Here is a 20,621-nt window from a genome sequence, read left to right on the forward strand (position 1 = left end):
AGGGAGCCGGCATGAGCACCAACCCCTTCGACGACGAGAACGGCACGTTCCACGTCCTCACCAACGACGACGAACAGCACTCCCTGTGGCCGCAGTTCGCCGAGGTCCCGCCGGGCTGGCGCGTCGTCTTCGGCGCGGCCGACCGCGCCGCCTGCCTCGCCTACATCGAGGAGCACTGGACGGACCTGCGGCCCAAGAGCCTGCGCGAGGCCATGGCCGCGGGCGCGTGACGAGGGCCCCCGCAGGCCGCGTGCACCCGCGCACCACCCACCGCGCACAACCCCCGACAGCCGAGCAGTGCCCGAAGAGAGGGAACGAACGAACATGACCCAACTCGCCGACCGCTGGGGACTGAACCCGCTCCACTTCTGGATGTGGGGACGCACTCCGGAGCACCCCGTCAAGGTCGATGAAAACGGCGTCGTCCACATGTACGGCTACGACGAGATCGTCGGCGTCTACAGCAGCCCCAAGGAGTACTCGGCCAACGTGAGCGCCGCCCTGATGGGCGACACTGCGGCCGCCGACGCCTTCAACCAGGGCACGCTCCTGCAGGCGGACCCGCCCGGCCACACCAAGCTGCGCAGGCTCATCAGCGGCGTGTTCACCCCGCGCATGGTGGCCGAGCTGGAGCCGCGCATCGTCGAGATCACCAAGGGTCTCCTCGACGATGCGGAGGAGAGCGCCACCGGCAACCAGCTGGAGCTGGTCGACGCCCTCACCTACCCGATGCCCGTCATGGTCATCGCCGAGATGCTGGGCGTACCGCAGAGCGACCGCGGCCTGTTCAAGCAGTGGGTCGACCAGATGATCGCCGCCGCCGGTGACATCTCGGTGGGCGGCGAGGAGTCGGTGGAGGACGCCGACGTGGCAGCCGCGCTGCGGCACGTGCCGGAGTTCCTCGCCTACCTCCAGCAGCACGTGGACGAGCGCCGCTCGAAACCGCGCGAGGACCTGCTCACCAAGCTCGTCCAGGCGGAGGTCGACGGCGAGGGCCTGAGCGACGCGGCCGTCGTGAACTTCGCCAACGAGCTGCTGATCATCGGGCACACCACCACCAGCGCGCTGCTCGGCAACATGCTGCTGTGCCTGGACGCGCACCCCGAGCACTTCGCCCGGCTGCGCGAGAACCCCGAGATGGTCTCGGGCGTGGCCGAGGAGACCCTGCGGTTCCTGAGCCCGATCGCGGGCTCGTACCGCATCGCCGCCGCCGACACGGAGGCGGCCGGGGTCAAGGTGCCCAAGGGCTCGCTCGTCTCGCTGTGGCTCGGCGCGGCCAACCGCGACGAGCGCCGCTTCGAGCGTCCGCACGAGTTCGACCCCTACCGTGACCCCAACCCGCACCTGGACTTCGGCCGCGGCATGAAGTTCTGCATCGGCGCGCCGCTGGCCCGCCTGGAGGCGCGCATCGCCATCACCGCGCTCCTGGAGCGCTACCCCGTGCTGCGCACGGACCCCGCCAACCCGCCGGAGTTCCTGCCGGTGGAGCAGGCGATCGGGGCGACGAAGCTGCTCCTTCGCACCGACTGACGGGACGTGCCCGGCGTGTGACGGAGCGAGGCGGGACCGGTGTCGCACCGGCCCCGCCTCGCCCGCGTGCCCTAGTGGACGGGGAGCGGCGTGCGCCGCTCGCTCTTCGGCCGGGGGCCGAAGATGCGCCGCTGTGCCTCCGTGATCGGCACGTCGTTGATGCTGGCCTCGCGGCGTGCCATGAGCCCTTCGGCCGTGAACTCCCACAGCTCGTTGCCGTAGCTGCGCCACCACTGGCCGTCGAGGGTCCGGCACTCGTACTGGAAGCGCACCGCGATCCGGGGGCCGTGGAAGTCCCACAGCTCCTTGCGCAACGCGTACTCGCCCTCCCGGGACCACTTGTCGCGCAGGAACGCGGTGATCTCGTCCCGCCCGGTGAGGAACCGGTCCCTGTTCCGCCAGACCGAGTCCACGGTGTACGCGAGCGCGACGCGCTCGGGGTCGCGGGTGTTCCAGGCGTCCTCGGCGGCCTGGACCTTCAGCAGCGCCGTCTCCTCGTCGAACGGGGGGAACGGGGGGCGTGACGTCATGTCGGCTCCTTCATGTGCTCTTGCTGACCCGAGACGGAGAACGCGCGTTCTCCGTCTCGTCCGCTATCGTAGAGAACGATCGTTCTCATGGGTAGCGAACGTGCCTCCGAGGCAAAGCGGGGCACACCGAAGGAGGCCGTCGGCCGATGGACACCGCAGCCGCCGCCGAGCGGGCCCTCGACGCGGCCGAGGGGCTCTTCTACCAGCGGGGCATCCAGTCCGTCGGCATGGACCGGATCCGCACCGCGTCCGGCCTGTCCCTCAAGCGCCTCTACCAGCTCTTCCCCTCGAAGGAACGCCTCGTCGAGGCCTACCTGGAACGCCGCGACGAGCGCTGGCGGCGCGACCTGGCCGAGCACGTCGAGCGGCACGAGGACCCCGAGCGGCGCATCCTGGCCGTCTTCGACTGGCTGGGGGAGTGGTTCGCCGAACCCGACTTCAACGGCTGCGCGTGGATCAACTCGTACGGCGAGCTGGGCGCCACCTCGGAGCCGGTGGCCCGCCAAGTGCGCCTGCACAAGACGGCGTTCAAGGAGTACGTGGCCGGCCTTGCGGCTGCCGCGGGGCTGCCCCGGAGCCTGGGGGAGCAGGTGTTCCTCCTGGCGGAGGGCGCGATGGCGACGGCGGCGATCACCGGCACCCCGGCCCCGGCGGCACAGGCGGCCGAGGCCACGCGCCTCCTGATCACCGCCGGCCGCCCGTCGTAGGCGGGGCCCCGGCCCCGGCCTTCAGGCCTGTCCGGCAGGCTGCCGGCCGGTTTCGGCAGCCCCGCGATCGGCCGCGCCCATCAGGACCTCCGTGGCGGACACCGCCACGGAGGTCGGCTCGTCAGGGAACGGCATTCCTCCTCCTCGTCGACGCGGGCCGGACGCGTCGGCTCATTGCTTCAGGCCGTAGAAGTGGATGGGTGTGTTCGGCTCGAAGCCGATGCGCGGGTACACAGGGGCCCCGGCGACGGTCGCGTGCAGCGTGGCACGGGTCAGCCCGGTGGCCAGACCGCCCTCGTGCAGCGCCTTGCGCGTGACCGCCTCGCCGTAGCCCCTGCGCTGCCACTGCGGGTCGGTGGCGACGAACGCGACGAAGAGGCGGCCCTCGGCTTCGACCGTGGCGGCGCACGCCACGGGGACGTCGTCGCGCAGGGCGAGGTAGGCGTACATCTCGTCGCCCTGCCAGCGGGCCAGGCCGAGCAGGCCCTCGCGGCCCGCCTCCAAGGGGAAGCCGTAGGCGCGTGACTGGAGGTCCGCGTAGGCCCGCAGGTGCTCGTCGGTGCGCACGCGCACGAACGTCAGGTCGGGGTGGACCGGGTCGGGGACGGGCAGCAGGTCTCCGGCCATGCCCGTGCCGGGGAAGGCGTATTGGAGCCCGGCCCGCTCGGCGGCCGCCTCCCGTACGGCGCGCGCCTCGTCGTCGAGGAGGTTCTCGAAGAGCCACAGGAAGCCCGGGTTCTTCTTCGCCCGCATGATGTCCGCCGCCTCGCCCAGGCGTCGCGCGACGAGGTCGGCCCCCGCTCCCGGCTCGGTCAGGGTGATGCAGTTCCAGAACGCGAACGGGCTGTCGGCCCAGCGCACGGCGATGCCGGGGAGGTCGCGCACGTCCGCGTCCGCGTCGCGGTCGAGCACCATGGCACGCCAGGCCACAGCGAGCTGCTGGGCGGATTCGACGGACTCCGTGAGGTCGGTCACCGTACTCCCATGGAAGGTTGGGGCTGTGTGCGAGGACGCGCTGTCGCCGCCATCAGATGATGCCTTCGAACTGCTTGTCCTCGGTAGGGGAACTGGAGCGGGGCACGTGGTACGAGTCGCGTCCGAAGCGCCGCCACAGAGCCGCGATGAGGAAGGCCACCACCACGGCGACGGGGGTGTAGTTGAAGGTGCTTGCGGTGATCGGGCTGCTCTGCGGCAGCAGGAACAGCACCGTCACCGCGCCCGCCCACAGCACCGCCACCCAGCCGATCGGCCGGCTCCAGCGGCCCAGGTTCCAGGGCCCCGGGGTGAAGCGGTCGCGGTGCAGGAGCCGCAGCAGCACCGGGATGGCGTAGGCGGAGGTGAATCCCACGGCGGAGATCGCGGTCACCGCCGAGAACGCCGTGGAGGAGTACAGGGACGGCAGCGCGAGCAGGAACGCCACGGCGACCGCGAGCCAGACCGCGTTGGCGGGGATGGCGGTGCGGCGGCTGACCTGCTTCCAGAGCCCCGAGCCCGGCAGGGCGCCGTCCCGGGCGAAGGCGTAGATCATCCGGCTGGCGCTCGCGGTCACGGTGTAGCCGCACAGGAACTGGGCCACGATGATCACGAGCAGCAGGGCCTTGGCCGCCGCCATGCCCAGCGCGTCCAGGAGGATCTGCGCCACGGGCACGCCGGTCTCACTGCCGAGGGTCGCGGTGTAGTCCTGGATGGCGAAGAGGAGCGTGGTCAGCAGGATGCCGCCGGCGATCCAGGACACCGCAACCGAGCGGAAGATCCCGCGGGCCGCGGCGACGGACGCGTGGTTGGTCTCCTCGCTCAGGTGGGCCGAGGTGTCGTATCCGGCGAGGGCGAAGACCGGCAGGAGCATGCCCAGCAGGACCACGTAGGACGAGGCGCCCCAGCCGGTGTTGTTGGTGAACTCGGAGAAGACGAAGCCGGCCGACTGGTGGTCGGAGGGCACGAGCGCCAGGGCGCCGATGATGACGACGGCCCCCGCCAGGTGCCACCACGCGCTGATGGACGTCAGGATGTTCATCAGCCGGGTGCCGAAGAGGTTCAGGATCGCGTGCAGCGCGAGGATGACGGCGTACAGGAGCAGCAGGGACTCCGGGGTCGGCGTGTGGCCGAACTGGAGGTTCATCCACGCGGCGGTGAACGTCGCTATGCCGTAGTCCTGGGCGGCGATGCCGCCGAGCAGGCCCAGGAGGTTGAGCCAGCCGGTGTACCAGCTCCACCGCTCCCCGCCGAGCTGGCGGGCCATGTAGTACAGGCCGCCGCTGGTGGGGTAGCGGGAGGTGATCTCCGCCAGCGCCGCGGCCAGACACAGCACCAGCGGCCCGATGGCGAGCCAGCCCCATGTGATCACCGCGGGGCCGCCCGAGTTCAGGCCGAAGCCGAACAGGAGCAGGGTTCCCGACATGATGGAGATGACCGACAGGGAGGCCGAGAAGTTGCCGAAGGCGCCCATCCGGCGGTGCAGTTGCTGGGTGTAGCCCAGCGACTGGAGGATGCGCGCGTCCTCCCCCTGGTCGTCGACCGGGTTCGGCTGCTGGCGCGATGTTGGTACCGAAGTCATGGGTTCTCCGCACGGGGAAGCTGGAAGAAGGGGTGCAGGCGGGGTGGCTGCCGGGCCGCTCGCGGGACGTGGCGGCTGCCGCCCCCGGGGCCGGGGCGGGCGGTCATGAGGGTTCTCCCGGGCGCCGCGGGTGGGATCTCAGACAGGCGTAGCGGTCCTCCTCGAATGCCCTGCGCCACTGGTCCTTGGGGTGCCGGGCGTCGTACAGCCACGGGGCGGGCGTGGCGAAGTCGCCGATGGCCTCGAACACTTCGGCCGCCCACTGCGGGAAGCCGCCCCTGGTCAGGGCGTAGGCGAGGTAGTTCAGATCCAGTTGGGAACTGGTCGCCGGATCGCATGTGCGGAACCAGCCCTCGAACGCCTGCGTGACGGCTCGGGTGGTGTCCTCCCTGGTCCACAGCAGGTTCAGCGTGACCTCGGTGCCCTTGTCCCGCCGCTCCCGGAACTCCTGCACGCGGGCGTAGAGAGGCAGCAGGAGCAGCGGCGAGTCCGGTGGCGCGAAGGAGACCGTCCAGCGGGCGAAGTCCGTGGAGACCGCCTGGCGGCCGGCCGGACCGGGGCGGGCCTGGAGCGCCTGGGACATGCGGTGCCAGGCCTCGCGGTTGAACGGGTCGCGGCGGTGCACTTCCCCGAGCAGCCCCCATGGCCCGCTGGGCAGCAGGTACTCGTGCGGTGGCGGAGCCATGTGATGCTCCGGGTGGTGTCCCGTGGTGTCGATCTCGGCCAGGGCCAGGCGGCAGATCCAGGGCACCGAGTCGTGGGGATTCCCCTCGCTCGCCTGGTGGCACGCCTGCCGGGCCCGGTCCGCCAGCTTCTCCAGGTCCCGCGCCTGCTGGGCGTCGTGCGCGCGGTGCCCGCGGTGGGCCTGCAGCACCCGTTCGGTGGCGACTCGGGCGTACATCACCCGGGCCGCGAGGCTCTCCGGTTCCTCCCTGAGCCACAGCTCCACCACATTGGTCTGAGCTGCGACGACCCCGAGGACCTGGGTGCGGGACGTCCACTGCGGCCAGTTGCCCGTCCGGGCGAGCACCTGCCGCATCTGCATCCAGTAACCCGCCTGTATGTCCTGCACCGCCGCAGAGAGGTCCGCGTCACGGCCGGCCGGGTTCGAACCCGCCATCAGCGCTTCCGCCGGGGACGTGCGGGGCTGTCAGCGCTGCGGCTCGCCGATGTGTGTGAGCACGACACCGAGCGGTGTGCGCTGGCGAGCATAGGCGGTGGACCCCTCGGACAGTTGGGACGGTGGCGCACGGTCGTGCGCGGGAGAGCGGCGTGGGCTGACGGGCAGGGCGGAGTCGGCCACTGGCGCAATGACCCGGCCGAGGCCGTCGCACTTGGCTGGTAGCGAATGCCTGACAGGTACTTAAGTGCCTGGAGAGGCGCATGACCAGAGGATTCCAAGATTGTTCGGTTGTGCATCGCCGGGTTTCGGCCATGCGGCGGGAGGGCGTCGCCATCCGTGACCGAACGCGTCGGCCGCAGCACGTGGACGGCGCGCCGCCGCGGCCCGGACGCTCGCGGCCGTGTGCGCGCGGGCACGGGGAAGAGGGTCGCCTTCCGCCGCTGCCGACGGGGGCCGATCGGGTCCCGGGCAAGCCCTGCGGTCCGTCGGCGCGGTGCGCGACAGCCCGCTCGGTACGTCGCGGACCTGCTGAAACTGACGGCGCAGCGCTTCCTCGGCGCGAGTGGGAGCCGCGTGCCGCGTGGCGGGGCCATGCGTCGGCGTCTGCGTGTCGGCGAGCCGCCTTGACACGACCTTCCTCGTGCGCGGCGTTGCCCCGCCGGTGTGCCCGGGCCGCCCGTGGTCGAGGGGAGGTGGTGGTCAAGGCGGGTGCGGGGCAAGCGAGTTGGGGCGTGCTGGTGGCGCACAGGGGCCGTGGGCGCGTGGCGTTCAAGTGTGCACGGGTGTGCCCGTAACGGTCTTCGGGCCGTGGATCATTCGGCCAGTTCGGAGCGGTGGTCACTGAATGTGATCGAATGGTCCGCGGGCCGTGGTGATGGCTTGACGGTCCGTCAAGTCGAGGAGTCGCGGGCGGCTCGAACGGCACGGCGGCACGGCGAAGTGACGAAGAGACGGAAAGGACGGGGACGGGTGTGGGCGAGGGCTGGGAATGGGACGAGACCTTGTTCTCGGGGGCGGCCGCCTACTACCCGCGAGGGCGGCTCCCGTACGCGCCGGGGCTCGCGGACGTGCTCGCCGACGCCCTGCGGCTGGACGGGCAGGGGCGCCTCCTCGACGTGGGATGCGGTCCGGGCACGGTCGCCCTGACCCTGGCGGAGCTGTTCCGTGAGGTCGTCGGCCTGGATCCGGACGAGGGGATGATCGCCGAGGCCGGGCGCCGGGCGGCGGAGGCGGGCCTGGCCGGGAAGGCGCGTTGGGTGCGGGCCCGCGCCGAGGAACTGCCCGCGGGGCTCGGCACGTTCACGGCGGTCGCCTTCGCCCAGTCGTTCCACTGGATGGACCGCGACCTGGTCGCGGCGACCGTACGGGACATGCTCCGGCCCGGCGGCGTGCTCCTGCACATCTCGGACCTGAAGTCGCAGCCGCCCGCCGCCGAGGCCCTGCCCCATCCGGCCCCGCCCCGCGCCGCGATCGCCGACCTGGTCGCCGCGTACCTCGGCCCGGTCAGACGGGCGGGCCGCGGAACCCTGGCGCGGGGCACGCCCGGCGGTGAGGCGGCGGTGTACTCCCGCGCCGGGTTCTGCGGCCCCGACCGGTATGTCGTCCCCGGCGGGGAGCCGCTGGTCCGCGATCACGACGACGTGGTGGCCGAGGTCTTCTCGATGTCCTTCTCGGCCCCGCACCTCTTCGGCCCGCACCGCGCCGCCTTCGAGCGGGACCTGCGCCGCGTACTCCAGGAGGCTTCCGCGTCCGGCCGGTTCTCGGTACGCCGACCCGACACGGAGGTCTGCGTCTGGCATGCGCGCCCGGCCGGGCCGGGACCGGAGGCCGTCGCCTGAAGGTCACCGCGTGCGGGGCGGGGCCGGGTCGTCCGCCCGGGTCCGCAAGGCGCGAGGGAGCCACCGGGTGGCGGGCGCGCCCGCGCGCGCCGTCCCGGCGGACGTGAGCGCGCCCGCGGCTGCCGTCGCGACGGCGACGAGCGGGACCACCACCCGGGCGCCGCCGACGGGGGCGTTGGTCTGTGGTGCGGCGTAGCCACCGGGCACCGCGTACACCGCGATGTGGTCGCCCGTCTTCGCGTCGGCGGGGCAGGCCCTGCCCAGGGGGAGGAAGCCCGACTCGCTGAGGCGCCGTTCGAGGGCTGTGCCGTCGAGACGTTCCAGGGAGCACTCCCACCAGGCGCCCGTGACCTTCCCCGTCGGGGTCTTCCTCTCGTGCCGCACGGCCTTTGTGACGACGGTCTCCCGGCGTTCGCCCCACACGTCGAGCACGGCCTGGCCGAGGAACGTCAGCAATCCCACGGCCAGCAGGCCCTGCACGATCGCGGCCGCCCCGAAGTGCCAGGGGCCGAGGTGGATGAAGCAGAGGGCGATCACGGCGAACCCCGCGCCGAGGACCAGCAGCGCCGCGACGGCGGCCACCGTCGGGTGGTGCCACCACGCGGGCACCAGCACCGCCGCGACCACGGCGAGCGCACACGTCAGCGCCGAAGCGGCCACCCCCACCAGCGCGCCCGCCACCCGCAACCGCCGTCTCCCGCTCACCGCCACCTCCCCGCCCGCAAGCATGCCCCGTACTCTCCTGGCCGGCCTGGCTCAGCCGCTGTGGCGCAGCGCGCGGAGGAGGCGTTCGAGGGCCGCCCAGGTCTCGGCGGGGTCCGTCGGGCCGGACGGGGAGGCCAGCCACAGGGCGGCCTCGTTCATGGCGCCGGACAGGAGGTGGGTGAGGGGTTCCACGGGCTGCGGGGGAAGGGTTCCCTCGGCGACGAGGGCGGTCAGGGCGTCGTGGAGATGCCGGGCCGACGACGCCTCGTCCAGGGCGCGCCAGGCGCTCCAGCCCAGGACGGACGGGCCGTCCACCAGCATGATCCGCTGAATGTCCGGCTCGGCGGTCACGGTCAGGAACTCGCGGCAGCCCGCCGTCAGTTGATCCCAGCGGTCGGCGTGCGCGTCGGCCGCAGCGGCCACGCGCCGGCCCACCTCCCGCTGCACCTCATCGAGCACGGCGCCGAAGAGGTCGGCCTTGCTGTCGAAGTGGTGGTACAGCGCGCCCTTGGTCACCCCGGCGGCCTCGACGATCTGCGCCAGGCCCACCGCCCCGTAGCCCTGGGTGGCGAACAGCTGCCTGCTCTCCCGCAGCAACGTCCGCCTCGTCTGCTCCCGTTGCTGTGCCCGGACGCCCTGCCCGCTCATCGCGCTCCACTCGGTCGACGATTGCCAGTTGACGTACCGATGGTACGTGAATAGCTTCTTTCGCATACCGACGGTACGCGAATGAGGGGCGACCATGAAACTGACCGGCTTCTATCCCGTGATCTGCACCGCCCGGCTCGCGGAGTCCCGGGACTTCTACACCCGGCTCCTCGGCTTCGAGACCACTTTCGAGGCCGACTGGTACGTGAGCCTGCGTCGCCCGGGTGACTCCCCGTACGAGCTCGCGCTCCTCGACCACACCCACCCGACCGTCCCGGAGGGCTACCGCCTCCCGGCCCAGGGCCTCCTGCTCAACCTCGAGGTCGAGGACGTCGACGCGCAGTGGGAGCGACTCGTCGTACGCGAAGGGCTCAGCCCCGCCCTCGAACTGCGCAGCGAGGACTTCGGGCAACGGCACTTCATCGTGGCCGATCCCTCGGGGGTCCTCGTCGACGTCATCACGCCCGTACCGCCCAGCGGTGAGTACGTCAGCCAGTACGTGGGCGGGTGAGCGGGCCCCAGGGGCGCGGCCCCGCGATCCGGCACCGAGGCCGCACGGCGGCGTGGGCGTCGCCCGCCTGGGGGTGCGAGGTCACCGGCGCCTGCGGGACTGCAGGTACCAGGCTGCGGCGATGGCCAGGACGACGAGGACGATGATTATCTTCATGCGGAGTTGCTGCCCCGGATCGTACGGCTGAAGCGCGCGCGGGCCGTCAGCGTTCCGCGACCAGCTCGTGCGCCAGGCGGATCAGGTCCGGGATCGCCGGGTGCGCCGACGTGCCGCGACGCCAGGCGAGGACCAGGGGGACCGGCGGGGCGTCGGTCAGGGGGCGGTAGGCGATCGCCGGGTGCGTGTGCATGCGGGGGGTCGCCGAGGTGGAGACGCCCACGGCCCGGCCCACCGCGATGGCCGTCAGCCACTCGTCCGTGTTGGTGACCTCGATGACCGATGTGGGGCGCGCGCCCGTCGGCCACAGGTCGAGCGTGGTCGTGCCCGCCACCGTGTTGAGGGCGATCGGCCAGGGCGTGAGGTCGGCGAGCGCGAGCTCGTCGCGTGCGGCGAGTGCGCTGTCCGCGGGCACCACCGCCACGCGTTCCTCCCGCATCAGCAACTCCGAGACCAGGTCGGGAGCCCTCAGCTCGCCGCGCAGCAGCGCGACGTCGACCTGGCCCCGGGTGAGACCCGCCGTGCGGTCGTCGACGCGGCGCAGCTCCAGCGGCACACCGGGGTGCCGCTCGTCCCAGCGGCGCAGCAGCGGCAGCGTCAGGTCGCCGAGCGCGGCCCAGGGATGCCCGAGACGCAGTGGCAGGCCGGCCGACGAACGGGGATCGAAGGCCTGCTCCACGGCGGCCAGCGCGGTCGCGGCCCGATCGCGGAACGCCCGTCCCGCGGCCGTCAGTTCCAGATGGTGCGTCGAGCGGTCGATCAGGCGCACCCCGAGATGCGACTCCAGCTGGCGCAGCGTGCGGGACAGCGCGGGCTGGCCCGTGTGGAGCCGGGCCGCGGCGCGCGTGATGGTGCCCTCCTCGGCGATGGCGAGGAAGGCCCGCAGGTGGCGCAGTTCCATGGTCATGCCTGGCAAGCATAACCACGGCTCACATGGCATTTCACACGGTGCGCTCGGCTTTCTAGCGTGGGGGCATGACATACACGAGGGTTCAGGCGGGGGCCGCGGCGGCAGGCTCCGCGGTGAGAGGGACTGGGGCGGCGGGGCCCGCGGCGGCGGGTCCCGGGGGAGCGAGGCCCGCGGGGACGGCGTCCACGACCGGGCGGGGCGCACCCGCCGCCGGGGGCATACGCAAGGCGACAGGGCCCGCGAGCGCCGGCAGCCTGGGCGGCATCGGTCTCGTGCTCGCCGGTGTCCTCTCGGTGCAGTTCGGCTCCGCCGCGGCGGCCCTGCTCTTCCCGCGCGCGGGCGCGCTCGGCGTGGTGGCGCTGCGGGTGACGATCGCAGCCGTGCTGCTCCTGGTCGTCTGCCGTCCCCGGCTGCGCGGCCACAGCCGTAAGGACTGGGGTGTCGTGGGTGCCTTCGGGCTCGCCCTCGGCGGCATGAACGTTCTCTTCTACCAGGCGATCGACCGCATTCCGCTGGGCCCGGCGGTGACGCTGGAGGTGCTCGGCCCGCTGCTCCTGTCCGTGGTCACCGCGCGGCGGGCGGCGAGCCTGGTGTGGGCCGCGATGGCGTTCGCGGGCGTGTTCCTGCTCGGGCAGGGCAGCTTCGGCGAACTCAGCGCGACGGGCGCCGGGTTCGCGCTCGGGGCGGGCGCCATGTGGGCCGCGTACATCGTCTTCAGCTCCCGGGCCGGTGCCCGCTTCCCGCGCCTGGACGGGCTCGCCCTGGCGATGGCCGTGGCCGCGCTCGTGAGCCTGCCGCTGGGGATCGGCGCCGCGGGCGCCACCCTCGTGGAGCCGAAGGTCCTCGCGATCGGCCTGGTCGTGGCGCTGCTGTCGTCGGGCGTCCCGTACACGCTGGAACTCCTCGCCCTGCGCAGGCTGCCCGCGGCCACCTTCGCGGTCCTGATGAGCCTGGCCCCCGCGGTCGCCGCGCTTGCCGGCTTCCTGGTGCTCGGGCAGACGCTGTCGGCGCTGCAGTGCGTGGCGATCGCCCTGGTGGTGGGGGCGAGCGCGGGCGCGGTGCGGGCCGGGGGAGCGGGGCGGAAATGAGAGTTCCGGGCGGGTCCCTCACCGGCCCGCCCGGTCCTTCCCCGGTCCCCGCCGGCCCTTCCCCGGTCCTTCCCGGGCCCCTGCCGGTCCTTCCCCGTCACCACGAGAGCTGCTCGACTCCCGGGCTAGGATGCGGCGCATGGACATCGTGATCCCGCTCTTCGACCGCTTCGAACCGCTCGACGCGATCGGACCGTACGAGATCCTGGCCCATGTCCCCGACGCCACGGTGCGTTTCGTAGCCCCCGAGCCCGGTCTGGTGCAGGACGTCCTCGGCTCCCTGCCGGTGCACGTCCCGACCCGGTACTCCGAGGTGGAGCGCTGCGACGTCCTGCTGATCCCCGGCGGCGGAGGCGCCTGGACCGTGGCGGACGATCCCGAGTTCCTGGACTGGGTCCGCCGCATGCACGAGGGCACCCGCTTCACCACCTCCGTCTGCACCGGCGCCCTCGTGCTCGCCGCCGCGGGGCTCCTGGACGGCCTGACCGTCACCAGCCACTGGGGCGTCATCGACGAACTGCGGTCGTACGGGGCCGTCTACACCCCCGAGCGGATCGTCCGCCACGACCGGATCGTCACCTCGGCCGGGGTGTCCGCCGGCATCGACATGGCGATCCGGCTGGCCGCGCTGCTCAGCGACGACACCACCGCCCAGGCGATCCAGCTCTACACCGAGTACGACCCGCAGCCCCCGTTCGACACCGGCTCGGTCGCCAAGGCCCCGGCCGAGGTGCTCGAACGGGCTCGCAACCTGACCTGAGGCCCGGCCCGTTGCCGGGACGCCGGGACGCCGCCCGGATCTTTGTGGCTTCGGCCCGGGCGTTCGAGGACAGCGATCCCCTGGGCGTGCGCTCCGAGGTCGGTGACGTCGCCGGACTGCGGCCACTGGAGCGGCCCTTCGATGTCGCCCTGGGCGTGCCGTTGCTCAACTGCGCGCCGTACATCGCCGCCATGGAGCGGACGTGCCGCAACGTCCACCGGAGTTCGAAGCCCTGCGGCGAGTTCTTCCTACGCGCCCTGACGCCCGCATACCGCTTCGACGGCCCGCCCCGAGAGGCCTCTGCGCGGCACCACCTCCATGGGGGGTGGTGCTGAGTGCACCCCCGAACTGGTTGGTAGCGCGCCTGCCACCGCCGCCGCTCCTGCCTACCTTCATAGGTACCGCCGCACGCACGGGAATCGCGGCACGGAGGCAGGGCACGGACTGCGGCGCGGGTGCGCGCGGCCGACGACCGAAGGGGCAGTGATGGGTACCAGGGACGAGCAGGCGCGACGCACCGTTCTGCGGGCCGCGACGATCACGGGCGCCGACAAGGCGGACTGGCTGCCGAACGGTCCGGTGCGCGTCACCCCCACCGATCCGCGCTACGCCCACCTGACCGCGCGGGGCGCGAGCAACCACTTCCGGGGGCGGCCCGAGCAGGTCTACCTGGTCGGTACGACGGCCCAAGTGGTGGGCGCCGTACAGGAGTCGGTGCGGGCGGGCGCCCGGCTCGCCGTGCGCAGCGGCGGGCACTGCTTCGAGGACTTCGTCGACCACCCCGAGGTGCGGGCCGTCATCGACATGTCGCCCATGCGGGAGGTGTCGTTCGACGGCGCGCGCCGCGCCTTCGTCGTGGAGGCCGGGGCGACGCTGGGGGAGGTGTACCGGAAGCTGTACCTCGGCTGGGGCGTGACGCTGCCCGCCGGATACCACCCCGAGGTGGGCGTGGGCGGACACGTCCCCGGCGGCGGCTACGGGCCGCTGTGCCGCCTGCACGGCCTCGTCAGCGACTACCTGTACGCCGTGGAGGTCGTCGTCGTGGACCGGCACGGCGAGGCCCGCGCGGTGGTGGCGAGCCGGGAGCAGGACGACCCGAACCGTGAGCTGTGGTGGGCCCACGCCGGTGGCGGGGGCGGGAACTTCGGCGTCGTCACCCGCATGTGGTTCCGCTCGCCCGACGCGACCCGCGACACCGACCCCGCCCACATGCTGCCCACCCCCACCCGGACCGCCCTGACCTTCACGGCGGACTGGAGCTGGGAGGGCATGGACGAGGAGCACTTCGCCCGCTTGGTGCGCAACCACGGCGAGTGGGCCGAGCGCCACCGGGGCGCCGACGACCCGCAGGCCGCGCTGTACGCCGAGTTCGCCCTGACCCGAAGGGCGGCCGGGGCGCACCTGATGCTCGGCCAGGTCACCGCCGAGCCCGGCACGGACCGACGGCTCCTCGACGGCTTCCTCGGCGCGGTGAGCGCGGGGACCCACCGGCCCGCCAAGCTGAACGTCCAGCGGCTGCCCTGGCTCACCGCCGCGCTGCGCGGCTCGGGCGAGGCCGTGGGGGACTGGCACATCAAGATCAAGTCGGCGTTCCTGCGCCGGTGTCTCACCGACCGTCAGGTGGCCGTCCTGCACCGCCACCTCACCCGCGCCGACACCGACGTGGTCGGGGGCAGCGTCGTCCTCAACACCTACGGCGGCGCCGTCAACACGCCGTCCCCCACCGCGACGGCCATGCCCCACCGCGACTCCGCCCTGAAGCTGTCCTGCCTCGCCTCCTGGGCCGACCCGCAGCGGGAGTCCGCGTACCTGGCATGGATCCGCGCCTGCTACCGGGACCTGTTCGCCGACACTGGCGGCGTCCCCGTACCCGGCGAGCACGCCGACGGCAGCTTCATCAACTACCCCGACACCGACCTCGCCGACCCCCGCTGGAACACCTCGGGCACGCCCTGGCAGACCCTTTACCACAAGGCCAACCACGCCCGCCTGGGCGCGGTCAAGGCGCAGTGGGACCCGCGTGACGTCTTCCGCCACGCGCTGTCGGTCCGGGCGGCGTGAGCGCGGAGGCTCGCGTGCGGGCCGCGCACTCCTTCGGGCCGGAAGCCCGCGCGGGCCGGAAGTCGGGCCGCCGATCGGATGGTCTCGACTTTGGATACGCCGCGGAGAACCGATGGCTGATGATCGGGCCCCCGTCCGGCGCCGAGGCTTGAGGTGTTCCGGAGGCGTCGCGCGGACGCTGCGGAACGCGACCTGTTGGCGACGGTGGGAGTGCGTGATGCGCGAGGAAGCGATGACGAGAGGGACGTTCCTGGCGGGGACGGCGGCGGTGGGCGCGGGGGCCCTCGTGGGCACGGCGCTGACCGGGCAGGCGGGCGCCGTCGCGGGCCCGGGGGCCGGCCCGCACCCGGCCTCGGCGCCGGACGCGCGGGCCGGTGCGCACCCGGAGGACGTCCTGACCGGCGCGCGGACGGCGACCGGCGGCCGCGGCCTGGTCCACCGCGGCGTCATGTACGAGTGCGAGGACGGCGAGAGCCGCCACACGGGCTGGCACCGCGCCCGGATGCGGTCCGACATGCGGGCCATCAGGCACGACCTGCACGCGAACTCGGTCGTCGCCTTCGGCACCGGTGTCGAGCGCCTGACCGCCACCGCCGAGGAGGCGGTCGAGCACGGGATGCACGTGTGGCTCCAGCCGCGCATGGCAGACGTCCCCGAGCACGAGATCCTCGACCACCTGGCCGAGACCGGCAGGCAGGCAGAGCTGCTGCGCCGCCGGGGCGCGCGGGTGTACCTGAGCGTGGGCTGTGAGTTCGTCCTGTTCGTGCCGGGCATCGTCCCCGGGGCGAACGCGGTCGAACGGGTCGCGAACATGCAGAAGGGCAACTGGGACCCGGTGGCGGCGCAGCGCAAGCTGACGCGGTTCATCGGCCTGGCCGCGAAGACCGGCCGCCGCGTCTTCCACGGCCCGCTGACCTACGGCTCCGCGCACGGCGACCGGGTCGACTGGGACCTCTTCGACCTCGTCGGCGTCAACTACTACTCGTACTTCGCCGACCCTCGGGGCTACGTCAAGGAGCTGGCCCCGTACCGGAAGTGGGGCAAGCCCGTCGCCATCACGGAGTGCGGCACCTGCACCTTCGAGGGCGCGCCCGACGCGGGCGGCATGGGCTGGGACGTGGTCGACTACAGCAAGCCCGAGCCGGAGATCCGCAAGGGTGTGCGGCGCAGCGAACCCACCCAGGCGCAGTACCTCGGGCAGGTCCTGAACGTGTTCGAGCAGATGGACCTGCACGCAGCGATGGTGTACCAGTTCGTCACCTCCGACGCCCCGCACCGGCGCGCACGCCGCCACGACCTCGACATCGCCAGCTACAGCCTCACCAAGGCCATCTGGAGGACGAAGGACGCCCCGACGGCGCGGTGGCACTGGGAGCCGAAGGAGTCGTTCCACGCCGTGTCACGGCACTTCGCCCACGCCGAGCGCAAGGAGCAGGGGCGGCGCGAGGAGGGCGGCGGGGCCTGGCGGGCCGGGCGGCGTCAGGCCGGATCCGGCAGCGCGTGGGCGAGCAGGACCTCGGCCGCCGCGCGCGCGTGGCGGCCGTAGTCCGCCTCGCCGAGGACCATGGCGCGGCTGGCCGCCCCGTCCGCGAGGGTCACCAACTGCTCGGCGAGGGCCGCGGGTTCGCGGCAGCCCAGCTCCGTCACCAGCGCGGTGACGAGCTCCACCATCCGCAGCTTCTGCGCGCGGGCGTAGGCGTGGACCGCGTCCTGCGGGTCGGGGAACTCCGCGGCGGCGTCGATGAAGGGGCATCCGCGGACCGGGGCCGCGCCCGCTGGAGCCGCGTCCGCCGGAGCCGGGTCGAAGAGGCCGAGGACCCGCTCCCTCGGCGGGATGTCCTCGCGGGTCAGGACGGCCTCCAGCGTGGCCCCCGATGACGCGAGGTCCTGGAGGTGGGCGATGACCAGATCGGCCTTGGTCCGGAAGTGCGCGTAGAGCGTGCGCTTGGAGACCGGCGCCTCCTCCGCGACCTGCTCCATGCCGGTCGCGTTGATCCCCTGGACCGCGAACAGCCGGGCGGCGGCCGCCAGGACGCGCTCTCGTCCGCCGCGCCCCCGCCCCTGAGGTGTCGCGGCCGTCGATGCCGCAGTCGTCGTACCCATCCACAAAGTATACGTCCGCGTTTACATCGAGGGGGTGGCTTGCTAGGGTCCGGCCATGTAAACGCATCCGTTTACATTGGTCCCGTCGAGGAGTGAGGCATGAGTACGTCGATCCCCACCGAGCTGAGCGGGTGCGCGGAGAAGCTGATACGCGCCCGGCACGCGACCCGCGCCTTCCGGCCGGAAGCCGTGCCCGAGGACACGATCCGCGCGATCTTCTCGCTGGCCGGTGCCGCGCCGTCCAACTCCAACGCGCAGCCCTGGCGGGTGGAGGTGGCGAGCGGCGCGGCACGGGACCGCCTCGCGGACGCCCTGCGGGCGGCCCACGCCGCACGGCGCACCTCGGTCGACGTCCCGTACTCCGAGGACATGTACGCCCCGGTGCACCAGGAGCGCCGGGCGGCGTTCGGCGCCGACCTGTACGGAGCCCTCGGCATCCGCCCCGACGACCACGCGGCACGGGCGGCCTACGACGCCCGGAGCCTCGGCTTCTACGACGCCCCGCACGCCGCGTTCCTGTTCGTCACCGGGGACGGCGGCCCGCGCCTCGCCGCCGACGTCGGCGCGTACCTGCAGACGCTGCTCCTGGCGATGACCGCGTACGGAGTGGCGAGTTGCCCGCAAGGGCTGCTGAGTTTCTACGCCGACACGGTCCGCGCCGAACTCGGCGTCACCGAGGGGAAGCTGCTCGTCGGCGTCTCCTTCGGCTACGCCGACGAGGCCGCGCCGGTGAACCGCTTCACGACTCCGCGGGCCGCGCTCGAAGCGGTCACGACCTTCCACCACTAGGGAGTTCGGGCCGCCGATAGCCTCTGCCACCCGGCGTGCGGACCGGCATGGGCGTGCGGACCCGCCCTCTCACCCGGGCGTGTAGAGGTACCGCTGCCCCGGCGGGCAGCCCGCGCTGCGCCCCGCGTCCGTCACCAGGACGTGCTGGTACTGGGGCGCCGGCGTGCACGGGGGCATCGCCCGTACGCCGGACCGCCAGCGCAGGCGCGCGACCACCCCCGTCCAAGGGTCGACCGGCCGCGGCTGCCCGTCGGCGCGTACCTCGGCATCGTCGACGAGAACGTGGCCACGTGCCACCGCACCCGCGACGCCCTCGCCGGCGGGTTTCTCTCCCGCGGGTCACCTCGTCGGAGTGTGCGGACGAGGCGGATCAGAAGACGGAGAGGCCCGTGAGGGTGGTGAAGCGGTCCAGTGCGGCCACCCCCGCCACCGAGTTGCCGCGCTGGTCGAGGCCGGGGCTCCAGACGCAGACGGTGCAGCGGCCGGGGACGACCGCGATGATGCCGCCGCCGACCCCGCTCTTGCCCGGCAGGCCCACGCGGTGCGCGAAGTCGCCCGCGGCGTCGTAGGTGCCGCAGGTCAGCATGACCGCGTTGACCTGCTTGGCCTGGCTGCGGGTGAGGAGCGTGGAGCCGTCGGACCGTATGCCGTGGCGGGCCAGGAACCCGGCGGCGCGGGCCAGGTCGGCGCAGGACGCTTCGATGGAGCACTGGCGGAAGTACTGGTCGAGGAGCGTGGGCACCGGATTGGTGATGTTGCCGTACGACGCCATGAAGTGGGCGAGGGCGGCGTTGCGGTCGCCGTGCGCCGTTTCGGACGCGAGCACCGCCTCGTCGAAGTCGAGACGGTCGTTGCCGGACTCGGCGCGCAGGAAGGCGCGGAGCGTACCGGCCGCGTCGCCGGTGAGGCTCTGCAGCCGGTCGGTGACGACGAGCGCGCCCGCGTTGATGAACGGATTGCGGGGGATGCCGTTCTCGTACTCCAACTGCACCAGGGAGTTGAACGGGTTGCCCGACGGCTCCCGGCCGACGTGCTCCCACAGCAGGTCGCCGTCCAGCGAGAGGTCGAGGGCCAGGGTGAAGGCCTTGGTGATGGACTGGGTGGAGAAGGGACGCTGCCAGTCACCGACGCCGTACACCGTGCCGTCGAGCTCGGCGACGGCCATCCCGAAGTGCCGCGGGTCGGCCGAGGCGAGCGCCGGGATGTAGTCGGCGGGGCGGCCACGGCCCGGCAGGGCCTGGATCTCGGTGGCGATGCGGTCCAGGACGGGCTGAAGGGACGATGGCACGGGCACTTGCTCCGGTTTCGCGCGGTATACGGGGGTGTCCGGAGTACCTTAAGGCAGGCGAGCGGTGCCGATGATCAGGGCCCGGGGCGAGGTCGTACGACGCTTCGCCGCCCGAGGGGGCGACGCCCCGTCCGACCGCCTGCAGAGGAAGTCGGCCCGGACCCGGCCAGCCGCTCATGGGGAGGCCGTGTCAGTGGGAGCTCAGCCGTGCCCTGGCCAGGGTGAGCGCGGCTGCTGTCGGAGGCACCCCGGTGCGACGCGCGTGCTCGATGACCGTGGCCACGCGCTCCCCGACCTGACGGACCCGCTGCTCGGTCCGGGCGTCGTCATGGTGGCGCAGCCGCTCCTCCAGGAAGACCAGACCGCCCGCGTTCACGCAGAAGTCGGGTGCGTACAGGACGCCGCGGGCCTCCAGCGCGGCGGCGTGCTCGGGGGCCGCGAGCACGTTGTTGGCACCGCCCGCGATGATCCGGCAGCGCAGCCGCGGCAGCGTACGGTCGTCGACGACGCCCCCGAGGGCACACGGGGCGAGGACGTCGCACGCGGTGAGCGCCGCGGCCGCCGGGTCGACGACGCGCGCGCCCACGCTCCGGGCGACGGCGTCCGCGCGCCCGGGGTCGACGTCGGACACCAGCAACTCCGCGTCCTGCGCCGCCAGGAGACGGGCGAGCGCGGCACCCACGTTGCCCACGCCCTGCACGCACACGCGGACACCCCGCAGGCCGCCGTCGCCGCCGGTGGCGCGCAGACAGGCCCGGATCCCCTCCAGGACGCCGAGTGCCGTCATGGGGGAGGGGTCGCCGTCCGCGCAGACCGGCGCGGCCTCGGTGCCGATCACCTTCAGGTCGGCCTGCGTGGTGCCGACGTCGTTGACGGGGATGAAACGCCCGCCGAGGGTGGCGACGAAGCGGCCGTGGGCACGCAGCAGTGCCTCTGTCTTGTCGCGTGCCGGATCGCCGAGGACGACGCTCCAGCCGCCGCCGAGGTCGAGGCCCGCGGCCGCGGCCTTGAGGGTCATGGCCCGGGCGAGGCGCAGGCCGTCTTCGAGGGCTGCGGTCTCACTCGCGTACGCGTGCATGCGGACGCCGCCGAGGGCGGGACCGAGGGTGGTGTCGTGCAGGACGACGAGAGAACGCAGCCCCGTCCGGGCGTCCTGGTGGAAGAGCACCTGCTCGAAGCCGCCGGACCGCAGCCTTTCGAAGATCGTGGAGGTCATCCGGCCATCGTGGCAGCGGCCACTGACAACTGGGTGCGGGCCGCAGGTGCGTTGGCCGCGCCCTTTAGACGCCATTTCGTTTGGTGTGATCTTGCGGCAGCCTG

22 protein-coding genes are annotated in these 20,621 nt (G+C 72.9%); 11 read left to right on the forward strand and 11 right to left on the reverse strand.

Translation table 11 applies throughout. The features are described from left to right. Window positions 1-11 precede the first annotated feature (11 nt). Complete coding sequence (locus tag QUY26_RS38170; protein ID WP_289954961.1) at window positions 12-230, forward strand: MbtH family protein; 219 nt, start codon at window positions 12-14, stop codon at window positions 228-230. A 94-nt stretch (window positions 231-324) separates the two neighbouring features. Continuing rightward, a complete protein-coding gene (locus QUY26_RS38175) occupies window positions 325-1,530 on the forward strand; it encodes a cytochrome P450 (protein WP_289954963.1) in 1,206 nt (401 codons plus the stop codon). Between the two features lie 71 nt (window positions 1,531-1,601). Here QUY26_RS38175 and QUY26_RS38180 read toward each other — a convergent pair whose 3' ends face one another. Then, window positions 1,602-2,060 (reverse strand): nuclear transport factor 2 family protein, encoded by a 459-nt coding sequence (locus QUY26_RS38180; RefSeq protein ID WP_289954966.1) that lies wholly within the window; start codon window positions 2,058-2,060, stop codon window positions 1,602-1,604. Window positions 2,061-2,206: 146 nt separating this feature from the next. Between QUY26_RS38180 and QUY26_RS38185 the strand changes: the two genes are divergently transcribed. Continuing rightward, window positions 2,207-2,767 (forward strand): TetR/AcrR family transcriptional regulator, encoded by a 561-nt coding sequence (locus QUY26_RS38185; RefSeq protein ID WP_289954969.1) that lies wholly within the window; start codon window positions 2,207-2,209, stop codon window positions 2,765-2,767. 171 nt (window positions 2,768-2,938) lie between these two features. Here QUY26_RS38185 and QUY26_RS38190 read toward each other — a convergent pair whose 3' ends face one another. From QUY26_RS38190 to QUY26_RS38200, 3 genes are all read right to left on the reverse strand, one after another. Next, window positions 2,939-3,742 (reverse strand): GNAT family N-acetyltransferase, encoded by an 804-nt coding sequence (locus tag QUY26_RS38190; protein ID WP_289954971.1) that lies wholly within the window; start codon window positions 3,740-3,742, stop codon window positions 2,939-2,941. A gap of 52 nt (window positions 3,743-3,794) precedes the next feature. Further along, a complete protein-coding gene (locus QUY26_RS38195; RefSeq protein WP_289954972.1) occupies window positions 3,795-5,321 on the reverse strand; it encodes an amino acid permease in 1,527 nt (508 codons plus the stop codon). A gap of 103 nt (window positions 5,322-5,424) precedes the next feature. After that, the gene (locus tag QUY26_RS38200; protein ID WP_289954973.1) at window positions 5,425-6,393 is read right to left on the reverse strand and encodes a hypothetical protein; all 969 of its coding nucleotides are present in this window, start codon (window positions 6,391-6,393) and stop codon (window positions 5,425-5,427) included. A gap of 1,022 nt (window positions 6,394-7,415) precedes the next feature. On the opposite strand from QUY26_RS38200, the gene QUY26_RS38205 reads away from it, so the two are divergent. Next, window positions 7,416-8,282: a class I SAM-dependent methyltransferase gene (locus tag QUY26_RS38205; RefSeq protein ID WP_289954975.1), complete on the forward strand. Its 867-nt coding sequence runs from the start codon at window positions 7,416-7,418 to the stop codon at window positions 8,280-8,282. A 3-nt stretch (window positions 8,283-8,285) separates the two neighbouring features. On the opposite strand, the gene QUY26_RS38210 is transcribed toward QUY26_RS38205, so the two are convergent. Further along, entirely contained in the window at window positions 8,286-8,987 is a 702-nt protein-coding gene (locus QUY26_RS38210; protein WP_289954978.1) for a hypothetical protein, read from the reverse strand. 51 nt (window positions 8,988-9,038) lie between these two features. Beyond that, on the reverse strand, window positions 9,039-9,635 hold the full coding sequence (locus QUY26_RS38215) for a TetR/AcrR family transcriptional regulator (RefSeq protein ID WP_289956372.1): 597 nt from the start codon (window positions 9,633-9,635) through the stop codon (window positions 9,039-9,041). A 94-nt stretch (window positions 9,636-9,729) separates the two neighbouring features. Here QUY26_RS38215 and QUY26_RS38220 point away from each other — a divergent pair, with 94 nt between their 5' ends. Further along, a complete protein-coding gene (locus QUY26_RS38220) occupies window positions 9,730-10,146 on the forward strand; it encodes a VOC family protein (RefSeq protein WP_289954980.1) in 417 nt (138 codons plus the stop codon). Window positions 10,147-10,348: 202 nt separating this feature from the next. Here the strand turns inward: QUY26_RS38220 and QUY26_RS38225 are convergent, their stop codons facing one another. After that, a complete protein-coding gene (locus QUY26_RS38225; protein ID WP_289954982.1) occupies window positions 10,349-11,209 on the reverse strand; it encodes a LysR family transcriptional regulator in 861 nt (286 codons plus the stop codon). 68 nt (window positions 11,210-11,277) lie between these two features. On the opposite strand from QUY26_RS38225, the gene QUY26_RS38230 reads away from it, so the two are divergent. The 5 genes from QUY26_RS38230 (at window position 11,278) to QUY26_RS38250 (ending at window position 16,667) form a co-directional block, all read left to right on the forward strand. Beyond that, window positions 11,278-12,300 (forward strand): EamA family transporter, encoded by a 1,023-nt coding sequence (locus tag QUY26_RS38230; RefSeq protein WP_289954985.1) that lies wholly within the window; start codon window positions 11,278-11,280, stop codon window positions 12,298-12,300. 139 nt (window positions 12,301-12,439) lie between these two features. Beyond that, window positions 12,440-13,060, forward strand: coding sequence for a DJ-1/PfpI family protein (locus tag QUY26_RS38235; protein ID WP_289954987.1), 621 nt, complete (start codon window positions 12,440-12,442; stop codon window positions 13,058-13,060). Window positions 13,061-13,104: 44 nt separating this feature from the next. After that, the gene (locus QUY26_RS38240) at window positions 13,105-13,395 is read left to right on the forward strand and encodes a hypothetical protein (protein ID WP_289954988.1); all 291 of its coding nucleotides are present in this window, start codon (window positions 13,105-13,107) and stop codon (window positions 13,393-13,395) included. Window positions 13,396-13,546: 151 nt separating this feature from the next. Further along, window positions 13,547-15,121: an FAD-binding oxidoreductase gene (locus QUY26_RS38245; protein ID WP_289954990.1), complete on the forward strand. Its 1,575-nt coding sequence runs from the start codon at window positions 13,547-13,549 to the stop codon at window positions 15,119-15,121. Window positions 15,122-15,338: 217 nt separating this feature from the next. Next, window positions 15,339-16,667 (forward strand): abortive phage infection protein, encoded by a 1,329-nt coding sequence (locus QUY26_RS38250; protein WP_289954992.1) that lies wholly within the window; start codon window positions 15,339-15,341, stop codon window positions 16,665-16,667. Here the strand turns inward: QUY26_RS38250 and QUY26_RS38255 are convergent. Beyond that, a complete protein-coding gene (locus QUY26_RS38255; protein WP_289954994.1) occupies window positions 16,601-17,224 on the reverse strand; it encodes a TetR/AcrR family transcriptional regulator in 624 nt (207 codons plus the stop codon). The genes QUY26_RS38250 and QUY26_RS38255 overlap by 67 nt on opposite strands. Window positions 17,225-17,323: 99 nt before the next feature. Here QUY26_RS38255 and QUY26_RS38260 point away from each other — a divergent pair, with 99 nt between their 5' ends. Then, a complete protein-coding gene (locus QUY26_RS38260) occupies window positions 17,324-18,013 on the forward strand; it encodes a nitroreductase (RefSeq protein WP_289954995.1) in 690 nt (229 codons plus the stop codon). A gap of 69 nt (window positions 18,014-18,082) precedes the next feature. Here the strand turns inward: QUY26_RS38260 and QUY26_RS38265 are convergent, their stop codons facing one another. The 3 genes from QUY26_RS38265 to QUY26_RS38275 form a co-directional block, all read right to left on the reverse strand. After that, window positions 18,083-18,310: a hypothetical protein gene (locus tag QUY26_RS38265; RefSeq protein ID WP_289956439.1), complete on the reverse strand. Its 228-nt coding sequence runs from the start codon at window positions 18,308-18,310 to the stop codon at window positions 18,083-18,085. Between the two features lie 73 nt (window positions 18,311-18,383). Further along, complete coding sequence (locus QUY26_RS38270; RefSeq protein WP_436840468.1) at window positions 18,384-19,301, reverse strand: glutaminase; 918 nt, start codon at window positions 19,299-19,301, stop codon at window positions 18,384-18,386. Window positions 19,302-19,491: 190 nt separating this feature from the next. Beyond that, a complete protein-coding gene (locus QUY26_RS38275; RefSeq protein ID WP_289954999.1) occupies window positions 19,492-20,517 on the reverse strand; it encodes a Leu/Phe/Val dehydrogenase in 1,026 nt (341 codons plus the stop codon). Between the last annotated feature and the right edge of the window lie 104 nt (window positions 20,518-20,621).

This window comes from Streptomyces flavofungini, from assembly GCF_030388665.1.
GTDB lineage: Bacteria > Actinomycetota > Actinomycetes > Streptomycetales > Streptomycetaceae > Streptomyces > Streptomyces flavofungini_A.

Excerpts from the sequence above, each read along its gene's own strand:
- QUY26_RS38170 (WP_289954961.1), top strand. The coding sequence starts at position 12 with ATGAGCACCAACCCCTTCGACGACGAGAACGGCACGTTCCACGTCCTC.
- QUY26_RS38175 (WP_289954963.1), top strand. The coding sequence starts at position 325 with ATGACCCAACTCGCCGACCGCTGGGGACTGAACCCGCTCCACTTCTGG.
- QUY26_RS38180 (WP_289954966.1), bottom strand. The coding sequence starts at position 2,060 with ATGACGTCACGCCCCCCGTTCCCCCCGTTCGACGAGGAGACGGCGCTG.
- QUY26_RS38185 (WP_289954969.1), top strand. The coding sequence starts at position 2,207 with ATGGACACCGCAGCCGCCGCCGAGCGGGCCCTCGACGCGGCCGAGGGG.
- QUY26_RS38195 (WP_289954972.1), bottom strand. The coding sequence starts at position 5,321 with ATGACTTCGGTACCAACATCGCGCCAGCAGCCGAACCCGGTCGACGAC.
- QUY26_RS38215 (WP_289956372.1), bottom strand. The coding sequence starts at position 9,635 with ATGAGCGGGCAGGGCGTCCGGGCACAGCAACGGGAGCAGACGAGGCGG.
- QUY26_RS38220 (WP_289954980.1), top strand. The coding sequence starts at position 9,730 with ATGAAACTGACCGGCTTCTATCCCGTGATCTGCACCGCCCGGCTCGCG.
- QUY26_RS38225 (WP_289954982.1), bottom strand. The coding sequence starts at position 11,209 with ATGACCATGGAACTGCGCCACCTGCGGGCCTTCCTCGCCATCGCCGAG.
- QUY26_RS38230 (WP_289954985.1), top strand. The coding sequence starts at position 11,278 with ATGACATACACGAGGGTTCAGGCGGGGGCCGCGGCGGCAGGCTCCGCG.
- QUY26_RS38235 (WP_289954987.1), top strand. The coding sequence starts at position 12,440 with ATGGACATCGTGATCCCGCTCTTCGACCGCTTCGAACCGCTCGACGCG.
- QUY26_RS38245 (WP_289954990.1), top strand. The coding sequence starts at position 13,547 with ATGGGTACCAGGGACGAGCAGGCGCGACGCACCGTTCTGCGGGCCGCG.
- QUY26_RS38250 (WP_289954992.1), top strand. The coding sequence starts at position 15,339 with ATGCGCGAGGAAGCGATGACGAGAGGGACGTTCCTGGCGGGGACGGCG.
- QUY26_RS38255 (WP_289954994.1), bottom strand. The coding sequence starts at position 17,224 with ATGGGTACGACGACTGCGGCATCGACGGCCGCGACACCTCAGGGGCGG.
- QUY26_RS38260 (WP_289954995.1), top strand. The coding sequence starts at position 17,324 with ATGAGTACGTCGATCCCCACCGAGCTGAGCGGGTGCGCGGAGAAGCTG.
- QUY26_RS38275 (WP_289954999.1), bottom strand. The coding sequence starts at position 20,517 with ATGACCTCCACGATCTTCGAAAGGCTGCGGTCCGGCGGCTTCGAGCAG.